The organism is Bacillus sp. AM 13(2015), from assembly GCF_001518755.1.
In the GTDB taxonomy this organism is placed as follows: domain Bacteria; phylum Bacillota; class Bacilli; order Bacillales; family Bacillaceae; genus Bacillus; species Bacillus safensis.
On record NZ_LKCP01000050.1, the window covers coordinates 34580 to 50978 of the forward strand.

Sequence of the window (16399 nt, forward strand, 5' to 3'; positions counted from 1 at the left end):
AAGACATCTTCTCAGGAAGATGTCTTTTTTCTTATCCTATTTTTGTCCCATTTTCTACAGGCTCATCTGTTGCTAGTAATACTACGTCTTCTTTTGACGGCATGCCCCCTAATACAAGCACTTCTGACTTGAACCCTGCAATTCTTCTTGGCGGAAAATTGACGACTGCTACGATTTGCCTGCCAATGATATTTTCAGCTGTATACCGTTTTGTCAGCTGAGCACTGGATTGTTTTAGACCAATCTCTTCACCAAAATCAATCTTGAGTTTTAATGCAGGTACTCTTGCCTCTGCAAAGAATTCTGCTTCGATAATCGTCCCAACACGAATATCTAACGCTAAAAACTGTTCAATATCTGCCATCTGATTCTCTCCTCTTCATTCAAGGGTAAGTTCATTTACTAGAGTCATCGATTGTTTTTTCATTGTAGCACATTCATTTCGTAAAAAAAGTGAGTCAAAAAGCCGATTCACCGCAAAATCCACCCTTTAGTTTACATAATGTTTTTATTGTCTTGTATTAAATGTTTGCATCCTGAAAATGAATTCAGTAAAATGGCAAATAATCCTACTGCTTCCTCCCAAATATATTGGGGAGGGGTTAACACTTGTTTACATTATCGGATATGTGGACATTTTGCTGGTCGTTTTTCGTCATTCTTCCTATCGTTGCCATCTTGCATCAGGTTGGCCATATTATGGTCGCGTGGATGTTTGGCGCAAAGGTTTCTTTTGCTCTTGGCAGAGGCAAAAAAGTATTGAAAATAGGCGTTGTTGAAATTAGACGTATCTATTTTCTAGATGCATTTTGCCATTATGAAGAAATGAGGAAAAATAACCGATTCTCGCACATTCTTGTCTACCTAGGTGGATCATTATGCAACCTGCTCAGTGTTCTCATCCTGAATACAATGATCGCCAATGATATCCTGCCAGAACATCAATTTTTCTATCAATTTGCTTACTTCTCTGTCTACTATGTATTTTTTGCACTGCTGCCAGTCCAGTATGCAGATCATCATCCGAGTGATGGGCAAGCGATTGTGAACATCATTCGGCACGGTGAACCATGTGACATTATTGACTAACAGGATGGCTTCCGGCTTTCAATTTGATAATGAATCGTTAAAAAGGGAATACCGAATAGCTTCATTTGATGAACTGCTGTGAGACTTTTATCTGTCTCCGGCTTCATATGAAAGCTTTCTTCCATTGGCAGTTTCATGGTGATAAAAGGCGTATGCAAATACAATCCTTCGTCACCGGTACTGCCTTTTGGACATGCACTTTTTAAGAGCAAGTCTTCCTTTTCATTAAAAGGTTTTAAAATGGCGGTCATCTGAGAATATGGAAGTGGCAGCGCAATATTCATATAGCCCGCAGCTGAATCGTGATGATGAGCATAAAGTGCAAAAAAGACCTGCTCCCCTTTTTCGTTGTGACGAATCCACGCCCTGACATTCTTTCGCTCTTCTTTAGGATGTTGAAATGTTGTCAGACGTCCCTTCATTTCATAAGGGATACGAGATGTTCCTAAATAGAGCTGCCCTATTTTTTTTAACATGGGCTGAAGTAAAAAAACAAACGGCCTCACCCACCAATGAAAACAGACTGCTGCTTTTAAAGTAAATACCGTCGGATTTTCATAAAACCTTCGAATCACAGGTGATACCCTTTCAGCTGAAAACGTCGTTCCATTTAAATCATCAAGTGAATCGACTAAACCGAGCTTCTCGCGATCATGCATTCTTTCCTTTTGAAAAGAGATCTTATGAAAACGGCCATGCACGCTTGATATCGGAAAGTTCTTCTGTTTCAATTGATCCTTTGGCCCTTCGATCAGCCATCCAATCAGACCTGGTAAAATCACAAAAAAAGCATTAATACTACCATGAAACCAAATCATCTGATCAATACTGATATAGGTCACGCGCATGAGCATGCCGGCGGAATAAAGCAGAGATAGCACGATCGTCGCCATTAAGATGCAGCTAGAAAACAGAACCAGCCTTTTTGCCACAGTCGATCGAAACCTTGTTTTCATACAAAGAATGCCGTACAAATAGAGTGCAATGACATATAGCATAACGCTGAACGTATCAAATAGACGGGAGAAGCTAATCCCAACAGCAATCATCACAGGCGACAGCAAAATCCCCCAGCCTGCCGCTTTGTATAAAGCTGTCTCTTTTTCTCTCTGTCTCCCTAATAATCCATAGAAAAGCGGGATAAAAAAAGCAGAGTAATGAAAATGAATAGCAGTCAAAAGCACGATGATTGGTGAAAAGGTCATCACCTGTATATCTGCTGTGTACAGCCAAAACCAAAGCCCGCCTAAAGCGAGATACATCCATGCACCATCGATCATCAATTCATGAAGCGGAAAGGTTCCCCTTTTCAGCAAACGAGTAAAGCCATATAACGCCAAGATGATCGTATACAAAAACCATCCCGATGCAAACAAAGCAGAATGATAGATAAATGCAGCCGTTGCACAAAAAGCAGCTAATGGAAAGGCTTTCATTAAAATACCGAGCAGTACTCCCGGCTTACTCTCACTCTCTTCCTTCGCAAAAAAAGCTAACACTGCAGGAAGGAAAAACAGAATCGCTATCAGTACAAAAAACTCTGCTATCGGACCTGTCATCAAACGGGCGGCGATAAAACAACACATGAAGAGAAGGCTTGATATCAAGTGCCATTTATTCATCATGAGACTCCACCCTTTCAGTAAATCGGCCTTTATATGTAAAAAGAGTGCCAAACAGTCGATTTTTCACATGCACATGAATGGTATACTCATCTGTACGCTCGTCGTAGCCTTCTGTGACATCTGACACACCATAAAGCCATGAAGGCAGCGGCCACTCACGTCCTAATAACAGCAGCCTCTGCTTACCGGATTGAATGTGGAAAAAACCATGCTTTGTTACTGTAAAATGAAGCTCTGACATAAGAAGTCTAGGCTTTCCAAAATAGTCTAGTACTTTATGACTCTTCTGATCAATGATCATATCTGCATCAAAGTGCCTTTGCTTCTTTGGGAAATAAAACGTACGGAACCAGTGCATGCCTTCCTCTCCCTTATTTGTCATAAAGGGTTTATTCACAATTCGGAAGGGAATGTTTTTTCCTCTCTCGGGGAAAAAACAGCGAAAGTGTGGACCAATTTTGAAGAAAAATCGAATGAGCCTCGTTCCGCCGCCTATTTCCTCCATAGTGCCTTCGGCGGTAAACGCACGGTTGTATCTCTCTTTTAATTTTGGATGAAGCTTATCGTAATCCTTTACTTGATGACGATGAACGACCATGTCTACCTCCCCTTTTCCGTTTGATCGAAAATACATCTATACAATCTTTTAAATTAATCATTCCTCCAATGGATAGGATCAAAAATGCACTCATCACAAGCGGTTCATGAAGTGTCGATTGTGGGGATACAATCCCGATACAAAGCATCATCAGAAGAAACACGCTTTGAAGAATGAACAGATATTTCTTTGATAGCTTAGGTATCAGCCACGATACGCCTATCAGGGCATAAAACAACCGAAATCCGGTACTATGATCAAAAGCGGAATGTGAAAATGGGATGACCGCTTGGCATAGCCAGACGATGGCAAACAGCAAACAAATTCCATAATGGGCAAGGGTTCTCTCCAGTAACAACCGAGGATGCGTTCCCTTTTCAAGCCACGTCTTTAGTGCGCCAAAACTAAAGGCCGTCATAAACCCCATCATCGGGCGAAAAAGAAATCGATCTGCCCACGCCCATCCTTTTCCTTCTTTCGTTTCGTAATCAAATTGAGTTTGAAACACAATTTGATCGTTCATTTTCACATATTTCCAATAGCCGCCGCCTTCTTTGATAAAAGACAACGGGTGTGACGATTTAAATTTCAGCGAGGATGCCCGTTCATTCCGTTCATCCATCATTCTAGTTCGATATGCTCCTGTCCCTGTGACACTTACACCAAATCCAAGATGCTTTTCATACAAAAAGGTTTGGGGCTGTTCATCTTGAGGTTCATTTAATGAAATGGTTGAAAAGCGCAAATCCCACTGTTCATGAAGCTTTGGATTTTGCGTATATTCCCATACTTTCTCTAAAGGTGCATGAATGGTTGTTTCCACATAAACAGGCTTTCTTTTCATCTGCCTCTACTCCTCTATGTGAATTATTTCACATAATAAGCATACCATGTTTCACAAAACTGTCAAATCTTTATTCATTTTTTCTTAAAAAATTGTGCCATTTATGATATCGGTTCGCTGCAAAAAAAAGACCTGTCATATAGACAGATCTTCTTTTTGCAATACTCCTGTGATATAGAGCCGAACCGCATAGCTCACACTTTCTTCAAGCTGTTCTTTTCGTTGAAATCCCTTTTTATTAGAAATATCACCGAAGCCGTGCAGTAAGCTTCTCAGTCCTCTGACAACATGCGTCATTTCCTCTTCCTTTACACCAAAGCGTGACATAATGGATTGAACAAACTGAACAAGGCGCTCTGCTGCAAGTCGTACTTCTTTTTCGTTCATATGTGAAAAGGCAGCTTCATAAAGACCGGGGTGTTCTCGGACAAATTGCACATATTGTCTGGCAAAGGCTAAAACAGCTGCTTCTTTTTCCAGCCCCTCTGTGACTTGCATCCCTTCCTCACAAAGCATGGACAGCCCCCTTACTGCGAGTGCTGCCTGAATCTCATGAAGGCCGGATACGTGATTGTAAAGAGAAGGCGGTCTGATGTTCAGCCTTTTAGACAATGTAGCAATGGTCAAAGCGGAAAAGCCCTCTTCATCAACAAATGCTGCCGCTGTATCCATAATTTTTTCTTGTGTAATTCCCATTCTTGGAGACACGGTTTACTGCCCTCCTTTTTTTAGCTGGTGCTGCCTTTTACGGACGGCAGCTTGAAGCTTTTCATGAGGTTCAATCATAAGGTCACCATGTCCGGCAGCAAGACAGGATAAGCGCAGCGATAGTAATTTTTCAGCGCTTTTTAGTGCGGTTTCTGCATCCCATGTGGCAAATGCCGGGAACGGAAAGCTCCACCGAAACTCACCCGTTACCGATAAGCCGCCTTTTGTCACAAGTGCATCACCTGCAATGACAACTCCTGACTTTTCATCGTATAAAGAAATGCTGCCAGGTGTATGGCCAGGTGTTGCAATCACTTTGAAGGGCCCAATCTCATCTCCTTCTTCGACAAGCACATCTGGTTTTGTATGAATATTTTTCATAAAACTGCCTTTGATTTTTTGCTGGGGTTCACTAGGCAGCAAGGAAAAGTCACCTTCAAAAAGGCGGGCATCACGTTTTGATAAATAGACGACTGCCTCGGGAAAAGCCTTTTTCACCTCATCTAATGCACCGATATGATCCATATGGCTATGAGTGAGAATAATCTTATGAATTGGTTTGTTCTTTTTACGGGCAAATTCGATGATCGAGTTCGCCGCCATTTTTAAAGCAGCATCAATTAAAATGAGTCCTTCCTCTTCCTCAAATACATAGCAATTTACCGGAAATAATCGCGGCATCAATGTAAGCTGGTGCAGACGGTCAAAAGTTGTTAATCTCATGATTGCCCTCCTAAAACTAATGTCGTTAGTTTTATATTAACTAATGGTATTAGTTTTAGCAAACATTTTTTCATCCACCGCAATATAAATATCAATTTGCGCTTCTTTTGGATCAATAGATCTTTCATCATACCATTCAAAATCACCTGTATAAGTGCGGTATTGTCGCTGATCCCACGTCCAAATCTTGTGCCATGCTTCAAGCACAACCTCTTCAATTGGTCCCTTTCTCGTTTGAAATCTTGCGTAGGTGGACGCAGGAATCTCTATGACATGATCTCGATGCTGCCTCGCGAACTGCCCAGCCGTGAATAAATACGAGCCATGTTCATCTTTTTCATAATCTGAATAAAGCCCTATGACTGGGGCTTGTCCCCCATGAAGCTGCTGCGCAAAAAATTCCTGCCAAAGCGGCGCAATCTTCCGCTCTTTTGTTTGCTCTATTTCGTTTGTAGTTCGAACAGACAACCCTTTGATCCATTGTTTTTCTAATGTCACGATATCGTACATACATTCTCATCTCCTTTTCTCCCATCATATAAAAAGAAACCTGACAACTGTGTGTCAAGTTTCTAATCTCTTCATAAATTGTTTTAATTTGAGATCAAACGCTTCCTTGATGTGCTGAGGTGAAAGAATGTCGACGTCCGGTCCTAAATGGAATAGGAAACTGTGCAGCCAATCATCTTGCGGCACGGTCAATGCTGCCAAATAGGTTCCATCTGAACAGACGATCAATTCGTTCTCATCCACCCATTCCTTCACTTTGCCAACTGATACTTCCGTTAACCTGAGCGTGAGCGTTGTGACTGAAGGTTCTTCATGCCAAGAGTCATTCCAAGGCTTCTCTTCATTTTTGATTCTTTTCGGCCTGAAATATGCTGAAATGGTGATGAGGTCTGTCATTCTTGTCAGCTTGAACAGACGAAAAGCTTTTTTCACACAACAGAACGCATACAAATACCAATGCCTTCCTTTTAAGACTAGCGTATAAGGCTCCACTTTCCGTGGAAGTGTTTCACCTTTTGCATTGCGATAAGTGAACTGGATGAATTGATGCGCGGAGGCAGCGGTATGGATCAGCTGCAGCTTCTTCTCAGCCTGACTGTCTTTCCCCCATGAGCTTAAATCAATAAAGACATGGTGCTGTTTCTCACTTTCATGAGTTTGTCGCGGAATAAGAGATTTGATTTTTTTCAGTACATGTTCACTTTCTTTAAAGGAATATGCACTCGTCATGCTTTCAAGAGCTGTTAAAATAAGTTCAATGTCATCATCGGTAAATAATTTTTTCTCTAAACGATAGTCATCAACAAGTGAAATGCCTCCGCCTGCTCCTTGTGTTGTCACAACAGGAATCCCGGCTTGATTGATGGTCTCAATATCGCGATAAATCGTCCTCACGCTCACTTCATGAAGTTCAGCAAGGTCTTTCGCTTGAACTTGCTGCTTGCTAATAAGCAGCATCACAATAGATAAAATACGATCGATTTTCATGCCTTTTCCTCTTTTTCATAAATGTAGGTTTTGATTTGATAAAAAAAGAAAGAATGGTAAAGATAAGGAACAGCCAGCATTCGTTTACATCCCTGCACATGCAGGAGGAGGTTGCATCATGACACATCACGTGTGGCAGTTATTCATAATTGGAGGCATTATGCTGATCTGCATCATTTTTCGAATGAATCGTATGAGACGCTATCAGCTTGTGCGCCCAATCAGTCTTTTGATGAGAATGTATGTATTTGGACTCACTGCTCTTATTCTCTTATTAGAAGGCTGGCAAAATCACAGCATTTTCATCTATGCCGCTATTGGTATGCTCTTTGGAAGCAGTCTGGCCGTTCATGCCTATGAGACGATCCGGATGAAAGAAGAAAATGGCCGTCTTTATGTGAAAACGAGTAAATGGATTGAAAGCTTCATTTTATGCTTATTTTTATCTAGACTTAGTTTTAAGCTGGGTGAGCTGACAAACTATTCGCTCACAAAGATTGGTGTCGTTGAACTGTATCAGCATATTGTGAGTGATGATGCCATGACCATGCTCAGCTTTTTTCTGTTAGCTGCTTACTATGTCGTTTTTTCTTATCAAATGATGAAAGCAGGTAAACGATCAGCACATATGCATCATGCGTAAAAACCTTCCTATATGAGTAGGAAGTTTTTATTAGTCATGCTGCGCATGGTGAATCATTTGTTCAAGTACTTCCATCACATGCTGATCTTCAGGGCTGTAAAAAATCGATGTCCCTGCTCGTCTAGATTTCACGAGACGAAGGTTTTTAAAAAACGGAGCTGATGAGAAACAGTTGATTGCATGAGATTCAGCGTTTCCGCGATATCATTGACCGAGTATTCACCTTGAGACAGCAGGTGCAGAATGCGAATACGTGTCGGATCAGATAAGGCTTTAAACGTTTGGGAGACAAGAAATAAGCTTTCTTCATCCAGCTCCATCCGTTCCTGTTCTTGATTTGTATTCAGTTCTTCCTTCATTTCGCTTCACCTTTCTTGTTAGTCAAATCACGACTTATTCTATGTATCATCATATACTAAAACGTGCGGCGTGCAAAGCGGGCACACTTTAGAAAAAAGATTTATTCAAATAGCATTGACACTTGGTAGCATTCTTTTTAAAATGAGCATTATTTATTCATTTTTTTAGAGGAGCTGATAGGCAAATTGACTGAAGAGCCAAGACTAAAACGCAGCCTGACTGTCTTTCCACTTGTTGTGATCGGGCTTGCTTATATGGATCCACTTGTCGTATTTGATTCATACGGCATTGTTGCTCAGCTGACGAAAGGACACGTAGCTGCAGCTTATATATTTACGTTGCTGGCATTACTATTGACAGCGCTTAGCTATGGGAATATGGTGAAGGCTTTTCCAAAAGCAGGATCTGCTTATACATATGCGCAAAAAAGTATTCATCCTCATGTCGGCTTCCTTGTGGGCTGGACACTTTTACTGGATTATTTATTTCTGCCTATGGTGAATTTTGCGATCGGAAGTGCTTATTTAACCGCAGCCTTTCCTGATGTACCTCATTACATTTGGATCATCATACTTGCTATCGCCATAACGACTGTCAATGTAATCGGTATTCGGCTTACAGCCAACATAACGGCACTATTTGTGACGTTTCAGGTCATTGTCGCCGTCACCTTTGTTGGGTTTGTTATTTATGGGCTCACGCAAAACGCTGGCAGTGGAGAGTTATTGTCAGCCCGGCCTTTTTATTCAGCGAGCTTAGATCCAGCGCTTATTTTTTCAGGAGCGACCATTTTATGTTTCTCATTTCTTGGATTTGATGCCATTTCGACGATGTCTGAGGAAACCATTAAACCAAAAAAGACGATTCCGCTTGCCATTTTCTTAACAGTTGCGATTGGAGGCGTACTTTTTACGTTGACGTCTTATTTTTTGCAGCAGGTGTTTCCAAATTTTCAGCAGTTCAAACATCCTGATGCAGCCTCACTTGAAATTGCAGAATTCGTGGGCAGCGCATTTCTCCACTCGTTCTTTTTAGCTGGCACAATGGTCGCTGTTATTTCTTCCTCCTTATCGTCACATGCGAGTGCAGCAAGGCTTTTATATGCAATGGGAAGAGATCAATCGTTACCGAAGCGTTTCTTCGGGTATATTCATCCGACATTAAAAACCCCTGTTTTTAATATTTTATTAATCGGGGCTTTCTCCTTAACCGCAGTCGTTGGCGAACTTGTAGTCATTTATTCCTTTATCAGCTTCGGCGCGTTAATTGGATTTACCTTTGTGAATTTGTCTGTTTTTGCGTACTTTTTCGTCAGACAAAAACAAAGAGGTGTTCTGAATACATTGAGATATGCAGTGATCCCTCTATGCGGGACGGCGTTTTGTATTTGGCTGTTAACGAGCATCAGTACAAATGCATTAATCATTGGCATGATTTGGCTGATGATCGGTTTTATTTATTTCTGCTTCAGGCTGAAAACAAGGTCTGAATTTACGTTTGGATATGATTGATTATAAGGTTTTCACTTGGTATCCTGCTTAGGATATGTCATAATAAAAAGGCTGTACTTCCCTTTTAAAAGCGGGGCAAAACAGGGGTGAACTGACCTTGAAAAAGAAAAAAACAGGATGTTTTGCCATTTCAGGCTGTTTCACGATTTTTCTCTTTGTTTTCGTATTAGCAGCCATTGCCATCTCCTTTAATCAAAAGGAGTTAAAAAAGCTGCCGATTGATACGGAATCAATTGTTTTGTCGAGATTGGATGATTACAAACCGCTTGTAGAAACAGAGTTAAGAGATCAAGATTTAGATCAGTATACCGCGTTAATCCTCGGTATGATGTATCAAGAATCAAAAGGCAGAGGCGGAGATCCAATGCAGTCCTCTGAATCTCTTGGTTTGAAACGAAATGAAATCAATGACCCTCAGAAAAGCATTAAACAAGGAGTCCATCATTTTTCGACTATGTACAAGCATGGGAAGAAAAAAGGCGTTGATTTGGAAACCATTATTCAAAGCTATAACATGGGAATCGGCTATATTGATTTTGTTGCAAAAAACGGGGGAAAACATTCCGAGAAATTGGCAAAGCAATACTCCAAAAAGCAAGTGAAACGAAACCCCAAGGTCTATACGTGTGGCGGCAACAAAGATAACTTCCGCTATCCGTATTGCTACGGTGATTTCACTTACGCTGAAAAAGTAAAAGAAAAAACGAAAACAGTTGAAGAAAAGATGAAATTGGCTTCATCATCCACACCATCATCGTAAAAAAAGCACTTCCGTCAAGGAAGTGCTTTTCATTTTATCGCTGTTCTTTCCCAATTTCCGGAAGGATCGTTTTTGCTAACTGCTGATCCATTTCCTCATACTCATCATAATGAATCGTTTCATACAGCTCTTTTCTCGTTTGCATATCCCCAAGTATCCCCTGCTGCGTTCCCTTTTCCATGATTTCTGTAAATAAACGCTCATACGCTTTTGCAGCGACTCTGAGTGATGACACAGGGTAAATGACCATTTGAAAGCCAAACATTGAAAATTCGTCTGCATGATAATAAGGCGTCTTGCCAAACTCCGTCATATTGGCAAGGAGCGGACCTTTAATATTGTTTGACGCATGCGTGAAGTCCTCTGCTGTGATGAGTGCCTCAGGAAAAATAGCATCAGCTCCTGCTTCCACGTAAAGATTGGCACGGCGTGTGACATCCTCCATCCCATTTACGGACTTTGCATCGGTTCTCGCAATCACCAAAAGCGTTGGTGCCGCTTGTTTGATGGCTTTGATTTTTGCGACCATTTCTTCTACTGGAACGAGTGATTTCCCATTTAAATGCCCGCATTTTTTCGGCATTTGCTGATCTTCAATTTGAACAGCTGCCACCTTGCTCTCAACCATTTCTTTTGCTGCTCTTGCTGCATTTAAAACACCGCCATAGCCTGTGTCCATATCGACCAAAAGCGGCAGCTGGGATGCTCGAATAATCTCCTTCGCTTTTTCAGCCATTTCTGTTGAATGGATCATGCCGAGATCAGGCAGTCCTTTGCTGGCGCAAAAAGCGGCACCTGATAAATAGAGCCCTTGAAAGCCCATTTTTTTTGCATAGAGCGCAGACATTCCATCGTGAACGCCTGGAATTTGAAATAAAGCCGATTTGTTCATTTGTTCTTTAAAGGCTGCGGCTAAATCAGCCTGACTTCTTTCTTCATTCACGATCCACACGCTAGCTCCCCCTTATATGACGAATAGGTCCATAAATGCTGGTACTGTTGTTGTTTTTAATTGATTTGGATTTTGGCAAAGTGACACAATTTGATCTACTTGTTTTTGTGGAAATCTTGTCTTTAAATGATAGAGCCATTTCTTTTCAAGCAGCGGAATGCCTTCCTGTCTTCTTCTGCGATGACCAAGCGGGTATTCAATTTCAATTCGGTCTGTCATCGTCCCGTCCTTAAAGAAAATTTGTACACAGTTTGCAATTGATCTCTTTTTCGGATCTAAATAATCCTCTGTATAACGCTTATCCTCTTTCACAACCATTTGATCACGCAGACGATCAATGGCTGGGTTTTGCGCCGTTTCTTCTTCATAATGGTCAGCTGTTAGCTCACCATAAATCAGTCCAATGGCTGTAATATACTGCAAGCAATGATCACGGTCTGCCGGATTATAAAGCGGCCCTTTCTTATCAATAATTCGAATTGCTGACTCATGTGTCGTAATCTCTACCCGGTCAATTTCATCTAAACGATCTTTTACAGCGTCATGCAGCATCACAGCCGCCTCTGCAGCAGTCTGCGCATGGAATTCAGCAGGATAAGCAATTTTGAAAAGAACATTTTCTATGACGTATGATCCAAGAGGCTGGGCGAGCGTAAGTGGTTTTCCTTTCATAAGAACATCTTCAAAGCCCCACTTCTCTGCACTAAGCGGCGTTTGATAGCCCATTTCCCCTTTTCGTGTCATCATTGCCAGTCTCACTCCGCGGCTTGTTGCATCCCCTGCTGCCCATGATTTCCTAGATCCTGTGTTTGGGGCGTGGCGATATGTTCTAAGCGGGGAATTATCAACAAACGCTTGTGATAACACATGCTGGACTTCTTCCTTTGTTCCACCAAGCATTGCACATACAACTGCACTTGTTGCCACTTTGACAAATAGCACATGGTCCAATCCATTTCGATTCAGACAATTTTCTAAAGCGAGCACACCTTGAATTTCATGTGCCTTGACGATTGCATGCAGTACGTCATTCATCGTTAGCGGCTCTTCTCCGTTTGCAAGACGATTTCTGCTAATATAATCACTTACAGCTAATATTCCGCCTAAGTTATCTGACGGATGGCCCCACTCCTGTGCAAGCCATGTGTCATTATAATCTAACCAGCGAATCATACAGCCAATATTAAAAGCCGCTTGAACAGGATCTAGCACAAACGAAGTGCCTGGAACTCTTGCTCCGTTAGGTACGACTGTTCCAGGTACAATGGGACCAAGGTGCTTCGTACATTCTGGAAAATTGAGCGCCAGCATTCCGCACCCGAGCGTGTCTATGAGCACATAACGCGCGGTTTCAATGGCCTCTTTGCTCGTAATTTCTCCGTCTACTGCATAGGCAGCAATTTCTTCTAATAGCTGATCTGTTTGATTGGCGACTGCTGTTTTGTTCATATTCATTCCCCCGTTTTTCCATCATCATTTGAAACCTTTAATCCTCTTGGCCCTAAATACCGGACTCTCGGTCTAAAAATGCGATTATGCAAATGCTGTTCAATAACATGAGCGGCTAATCCACTAGCCCTTGCAGCAAAGAAAATGGGTGTATAAAGTGAAATAGGAATTCCAAGCACGTAATAAATAGGAGCGGCGTAATAATCAAGATTCGGATAGAGGTTTTTCTGCTCTTTCATGTATGCCTCTCCTGCTACACACATGTCATATAGCGTTGTATCTCCCTTTGATTCAGTAAGCGTTTTCAATGAACGTTTTAAAAGAGCGGCACGCGGATCCATTTTTCTCATGTATACTCTGTGGCCAAAACCCATCATTTTTTCTTTTGCGGCTAATTTTCGTTCAATGAGCGCAAGAAATCCTTCCGTTGTTTTTCCTTCAAGAAGCATGTGCATGACAGCTTCATTTGCTCCTCCGTGGAGGTCACCTTTTAATGAAGAGATCGCTCCAGTAAAAGCACCATACATGTCAGAATGCGTGGATGCAATGACTCTAGCTGCAAACGTTGAATTCGGCAGCTCATGTTCACTATATAATGTAAGTGTTTGGTCAAAAGCGGTGATTTCGTCTTGGGTCGGGGTGCGTCCAGTTAGCATGGATAAAAAGTTTTCAGTGTAGGATTTGGTCTGATCTGGAGAAATAGCGGCGTCTTTTGTGAGAATATGATAGCTTCCAGCAACAATGGCCGGCAGCTGGCCTAGTAATCGAACTGCACGCTTCACTTGGCACGCTTCTGATCGATCATGTAATGCATCATCGTACCCTGCAAGAGCAGATAAGCATGTTCTCATCGCATCCATAGGGTGAGTGGTTTTTGGCAGCTTCGTTAAAATGGTTTGAATGGTTGGATGTAAGTTCGTTTGTGAGGATATATCTTGCTGAAATTGGTGATATTCCATCGTATCTGGTAATCTTCCATAAATAAGCAGATAGGCTGTTTCTAAATATGTCTTGTTTTGTGCTAGCTCAATGAGGTCGTACCCGCGAATCACAATTTCCTCTTGCTCCACATCTAAGTATGATATGGATGTTTCGCTTGCCACAATGTCTTCAAGCCCCGGTTTATACTGCAATTGTTCAGTCATCATATAACCCCCGTTTCGTCCAATTGTTGATCTCCAAACGAGCAAACGGCCAGAAATGATGTGAATCTATAGATGGGAAGATACCGTGCAAGTCGGATATCCAATTTCCATTCTATCCAAAGCACTTCATCTTGTAAATAAAAGAACGTATGTCCAGTTGGACATACGTTAGCTGTAGTATGGAGAAATCATGATATAGACAATGACGCCAGTGAGACTAACATAGAGCCAAAGCGGCATCGTCCAGCGGGCAATTTTACGGTGACGCTCAACCTGCATCTGTGCGCCTCTAAATAGTGTAATCAATGCAAGCGGTACAATAATTGCTGAAAGCACAATATGTGTAATCAAAATAAAGAAGTAAATTGGACGGATGATCCCTTCTCCTCCGAAGTGTGTATCAGCTGCCATTGAATGATATGTCACATAGGAAATTAAAAAGACAAGTGTTGTTGAAAATGCAGCAAAGATAAATCGTCTATGTGCTTTAATGTTCTTTTGTTTAATCATAATGAGTGCTGAAAGTAAGAAGATAAACGTAAAGCTGTTCATCACGGCATTCAGTAAAGGAAGAAATGTAATGTCCAGATGACTAAATTTATCTGTTTTTGGCATTAAAAATAATAAAGCGATTAATCCGTTTATGGCAATTGTTAAAATGACAACAATGCCGGTGAAATTTTTCGGTTTTTGATTCTGTTCGTTCATGTTTGAAAACCTCTCTTTATTAGTTCCGACTAAGAGTATGTTATTTAACTTTCTCTATAAAGTCAATGAATTCGCTGTCTTCGTCGAATTTTAGACAAACTTGCCGATTACTGGCGTTCTAACGGCTTGAAAGATCCATCCACTTCCTTTAGAATTGGAATTTATGTGGTTTTTATGATTTCTTATATGAAAGGAGTAATGGACTTGTCAATCTTACAGGAAACAACCAAAGATGTGAAGACGTTAGAGCAAGAATTACAGCAATTGCAGTTTCAAATGTATCGAATGCAAGAAAATATGAAAGATATTTCGAAAAAAGCAAAGATCATTGGCATTGATCAGGCAAAAGAAGACGAATGGATGATTGTCTCTGCCATTGAAAGTGCGGATACATGCAAAATCATGCTCAGCGATTGTGAAAAAGCTTTTCGCGGACAATCTGATTTTTCCTTAATCGCGGAATATCCTGAAGAAGGAAAGATTCACATTGCTGATATTAAAGGCCCTCCCGATAATGGATACGGCTCAATCTGCATGAAGCATTTAAAAGAAATCGCAAGAGAGCAGAACATTCCAGTCATCACAGGTGACCTCGTCAAAAGAGATTGGAATCACGTGGACCGCTTGATTCACTTTTATGAAAAGCACCAATTTGATGTCCAAATTAATTGGGAAGAACAAAGCGGGGAAATTTATTGGGTGGACAGCTAACGCCAAAAAACCAGCGTGTGTGATAGAATATACGCTGGTTTTTGTCGAAAATGCAAATTTTTCTGAAAAATATGTGTTTTTTTGACCAAAAAAAGGGTACAATAAAAGCATCAGGCCGCCACCTGATGCTTTCTTCCAAAAAACAATAGATTACTAGTTAAGTACTTTCACTTTGACTGATTTTACGCCCCAATTTTTTGCTTGGGATTTGCTTGGTACATGTACATCAATTTTGTTACCTTTAATTGCGCCGCCAGTATCTGCTGCGGTAGCTTCACCGTAGCCTTCAACATAAACCTTACTTCCTAATGGAATGACATTAGGATCTACTGCAATGACTTTCGCATTTGGGTTTTTGTTTAAGTTTACCCCTGTTGCAGTGATACCTGAGATGCCACCATCATTTGCTGTATAAGCCGTAGCCGTTACAGTCAATTCTTTTTGTACACTTTGACTAGCAGAAGATGATTCTGCTTTAGCTGTTTCCTTTTTAGGAGCAGCTTTTTGTGTTGTTTGCTCTTTTTGGACAGGCTCCTGTTTTTGTACAGGCTCTGAGCTTACCGGAGCTGAGCTTTGACCAGCAACACTTAGTGTTGAACCAGTCACAATTATATCTGAGTTTAAGTTATTCCAAGACTTAATATCGCTAATTGACACATTGAATTTTTGAGCGATTTTCCAGAGGCTGTCCCCCTTCTGGACTTTATACTGCTCCTGAGTTTTCTCTTTTGAAGAGATTGTCAATTTATCACCTACATAAATCATGTCTGTAGATAAATTGTTCCAACCCTTTAGGTCCTTTAGAGACACATCATTTTTTTGAGAGATTCCCCAAAGTGTATCACCTTTCTTCACAGTGATTTCCTTTGCAGAAGCTTGCTGTGCTCCAAATGCTGTTGTTGAGATTGCTGCAACAGCAACCAAGGACATAATAGTCTTCTTCATAAAGTAAATCCTCCCTTGTTAGCTTTTTATGGCGGCTAACGAGTGCTATCGTAACATATGTAAATGTCAATTCAATAACAAAACGATATGTTTTAGATTACAGTTCCTTTACATGAAACATCTCTCTCCAT

The 16399-nt window shown here is 41.1% G+C and carries 18 protein-coding genes and 1 pseudogene; 5 read left to right on the forward strand and 14 right to left on the reverse strand.

The genetic code is table 11. The annotated features are described in order from the left end of the window. Positions 1–31 precede the first annotated feature (31 nt). Positions 32–364 (reverse strand): chaperone CsaA, encoded by a 333-nt coding sequence (gene csaA / locus AOQ70_RS07580; RefSeq protein WP_039179228.1) that lies wholly within the window; start codon positions 362–364, stop codon positions 32–34. A gap of 245 nt (positions 365–609) precedes the next feature. Here csaA and AOQ70_RS07585 point away from each other — a divergent pair, with 245 nt between their 5' ends. Then, positions 610–1089 carry a hypothetical protein gene (locus tag AOQ70_RS07585; RefSeq protein ID WP_039179231.1) on the forward strand — a complete coding sequence of 160 codons (480 nt, stop codon included), beginning with the start codon at positions 610–612 and terminating at the stop codon, positions 1087–1089. On the opposite strand, the gene AOQ70_RS07590 is transcribed toward AOQ70_RS07585, so the two are convergent. The 7 genes from AOQ70_RS07590 to AOQ70_RS07620 form a co-directional block, all read right to left on the reverse strand. Next, positions 1086–2714 carry a YndJ family protein gene (locus AOQ70_RS07590; protein WP_231730844.1) on the reverse strand — a complete coding sequence of 543 codons (1629 nt, stop codon included), beginning with the start codon at positions 2712–2714 and terminating at the stop codon, positions 1086–1088. The genes AOQ70_RS07585 and AOQ70_RS07590 overlap by 4 nt on opposite strands. Beyond that, positions 2704–3312 (reverse strand): DUF4166 domain-containing protein, encoded by a 609-nt coding sequence (locus AOQ70_RS07595; protein WP_059375513.1) that lies wholly within the window; start codon positions 3310–3312, stop codon positions 2704–2706. Before AOQ70_RS07595 ends, AOQ70_RS07590 begins: the two co-directional genes overlap by 11 nt. Continuing rightward, on the reverse strand, positions 3275–4156 hold the full coding sequence (locus AOQ70_RS07600) for a hypothetical protein (RefSeq protein ID WP_059375514.1): 882 nt from the start codon (positions 4154–4156) through the stop codon (positions 3275–3277). The genes AOQ70_RS07595 and AOQ70_RS07600 overlap by 38 nt, the downstream gene beginning before the upstream one ends. A 135-nt stretch (positions 4157–4291) precedes the next feature. After that, on the reverse strand, positions 4292–4864 hold the full coding sequence (locus AOQ70_RS07605; protein ID WP_058837910.1) for a TetR/AcrR family transcriptional regulator: 573 nt from the start codon (positions 4862–4864) through the stop codon (positions 4292–4294). Between the two features lie 3 nt (positions 4865–4867). Further along, entirely contained in the window at positions 4868–5587 is a 720-nt protein-coding gene (locus tag AOQ70_RS07610) for an MBL fold metallo-hydrolase (protein ID WP_059375516.1), read from the reverse strand. 36 nt (positions 5588–5623) lie between these two features. Next, positions 5624–6097, reverse strand: coding sequence for a GyrI-like domain-containing protein (locus tag AOQ70_RS07615; protein WP_039179246.1), 474 nt, complete (start codon positions 6095–6097; stop codon positions 5624–5626). 54 nt (positions 6098–6151) lie between these two features. Continuing rightward, positions 6152–7084, reverse strand: a complete 933-nt coding sequence (locus AOQ70_RS07620; protein WP_058837912.1) for a helix-turn-helix transcriptional regulator — start codon at positions 7082–7084, stop codon at positions 6152–6154. Between the two features lie 118 nt (positions 7085–7202). Here AOQ70_RS07620 and AOQ70_RS07625 point away from each other — a divergent pair, with 118 nt between their 5' ends. Continuing rightward, positions 7203–7727 carry a hypothetical protein gene (locus AOQ70_RS07625; protein WP_058837913.1) on the forward strand — a complete coding sequence of 175 codons (525 nt, stop codon included), beginning with the start codon at positions 7203–7205 and terminating at the stop codon, positions 7725–7727. A gap of 30 nt (positions 7728–7757) precedes the next feature. Here AOQ70_RS07625 and czrA read toward each other — a convergent pair. After that, positions 7758–8086: pseudogene (czrA, locus tag AOQ70_RS07630) on the reverse strand (Zn(II)-responsive metalloregulatory transcriptional repressor CzrA). Positions 8087–8272: 186 nt separating this feature from the next. On the opposite strand from czrA, the gene AOQ70_RS07635 reads away from it, so the two are divergent. After that, positions 8273–9598 (forward strand): APC family permease, encoded by a 1326-nt coding sequence (locus AOQ70_RS07635; protein ID WP_059375517.1) that lies wholly within the window; start codon positions 8273–8275, stop codon positions 9596–9598. 97 nt (positions 9599–9695) lie between these two features. Further along, positions 9696–10358, forward strand: a complete 663-nt coding sequence (locus tag AOQ70_RS07640; RefSeq protein WP_039179260.1) for a lysozyme family protein — start codon at positions 9696–9698, stop codon at positions 10356–10358. Between the two features lie 34 nt (positions 10359–10392). Here the strand turns inward: AOQ70_RS07640 and prpB are convergent, their stop codons facing one another. The 4 genes from prpB to AOQ70_RS07660 all read right to left on the reverse strand — a co-directional run bounded on the left by prpB (position 10393) and on the right by AOQ70_RS07660 (position 14612). Continuing rightward, positions 10393–11310 (reverse strand): methylisocitrate lyase, encoded by a 918-nt coding sequence (gene prpB, locus AOQ70_RS07645; RefSeq protein ID WP_059375519.1) that lies wholly within the window; start codon positions 11308–11310, stop codon positions 10393–10395. Between the two features lie 12 nt (positions 11311–11322). Continuing rightward, complete coding sequence (locus AOQ70_RS07650; RefSeq protein WP_058837916.1) at positions 11323–12759, reverse strand: bifunctional 2-methylcitrate dehydratase/aconitate hydratase; 1437 nt, start codon at positions 12757–12759, stop codon at positions 11323–11325. Between the two features lie 2 nt (positions 12760–12761). Further along, on the reverse strand, positions 12762–13904 hold the full coding sequence (gene mmgD / locus AOQ70_RS07655; protein ID WP_047203849.1) for a citrate synthase: 1143 nt from the start codon (positions 13902–13904) through the stop codon (positions 12762–12764). 168 nt (positions 13905–14072) lie between these two features. Continuing rightward, on the reverse strand, positions 14073–14612 hold the full coding sequence (locus AOQ70_RS07660) for a DUF420 domain-containing protein (RefSeq protein ID WP_024422676.1): 540 nt from the start codon (positions 14610–14612) through the stop codon (positions 14073–14075). Between the two features lie 198 nt (positions 14613–14810). Between AOQ70_RS07660 and AOQ70_RS07665 the strand changes: the two genes are divergently transcribed. Next, positions 14811–15323, forward strand: coding sequence for a GNAT family N-acetyltransferase (locus AOQ70_RS07665; RefSeq protein WP_039183160.1), 513 nt, complete (start codon positions 14811–14813; stop codon positions 15321–15323). A 153-nt stretch (positions 15324–15476) separates the two neighbouring features. On the opposite strand, the gene AOQ70_RS07670 is transcribed toward AOQ70_RS07665, so the two are convergent. Next, positions 15477–16268, reverse strand: a complete 792-nt coding sequence (locus AOQ70_RS07670; protein WP_039179273.1) for a LysM peptidoglycan-binding and 3D domain-containing protein — start codon at positions 16266–16268, stop codon at positions 15477–15479. Positions 16269–16399 lie beyond the last annotated feature (131 nt).

Coding starts and splice junctions, on each gene's coding strand:
- csaA (WP_039179228.1), bottom strand. CDS start 364: ATGGCAGATATTGAACAGTTTTTAGCGTTAGATATTCGTGTTGGGACG.
- AOQ70_RS07590 (WP_231730844.1), bottom strand. CDS start 2,714: ATGATGAATAAATGGCACTTGATATCAAGCCTTCTCTTCATGTGTTGT.
- AOQ70_RS07595 (WP_059375513.1), bottom strand. CDS start 3,312: ATGGTCGTTCATCGTCATCAAGTAAAGGATTACGATAAGCTTCATCCA.
- AOQ70_RS07600 (WP_059375514.1), bottom strand. CDS start 4,156: ATGAAAAGAAAGCCTGTTTATGTGGAAACAACCATTCATGCACCTTTA.
- AOQ70_RS07610 (WP_059375516.1), bottom strand. CDS start 5,587: ATGAGATTAACAACTTTTGACCGTCTGCACCAGCTTACATTGATGCCG.
- AOQ70_RS07615 (WP_039179246.1), bottom strand. CDS start 6,097: ATGTACGATATCGTGACATTAGAAAAACAATGGATCAAAGGGTTGTCT.
- AOQ70_RS07620 (WP_058837912.1), bottom strand. CDS start 7,084: ATGAAAATCGATCGTATTTTATCTATTGTGATGCTGCTTATTAGCAAG.
- AOQ70_RS07625 (WP_058837913.1), top strand. CDS start 7,203: ATGACACATCACGTGTGGCAGTTATTCATAATTGGAGGCATTATGCTG.
- AOQ70_RS07650 (WP_058837916.1), bottom strand. CDS start 12,759: ATGAACAAAACAGCAGTCGCCAATCAAACAGATCAGCTATTAGAAGAA.
- mmgD (WP_047203849.1), bottom strand. CDS start 13,904: ATGACTGAACAATTGCAGTATAAACCGGGGCTTGAAGACATTGTGGCA.
- AOQ70_RS07660 (WP_024422676.1), bottom strand. CDS start 14,612: ATGAACGAACAGAATCAAAAACCGAAAAATTTCACCGGCATTGTTGTC.
- AOQ70_RS07665 (WP_039183160.1), top strand. CDS start 14,811: ATGGACTTGTCAATCTTACAGGAAACAACCAAAGATGTGAAGACGTTA.
- AOQ70_RS07670 (WP_039179273.1), bottom strand. CDS start 16,268: ATGAAGAAGACTATTATGTCCTTGGTTGCTGTTGCAGCAATCTCAACA.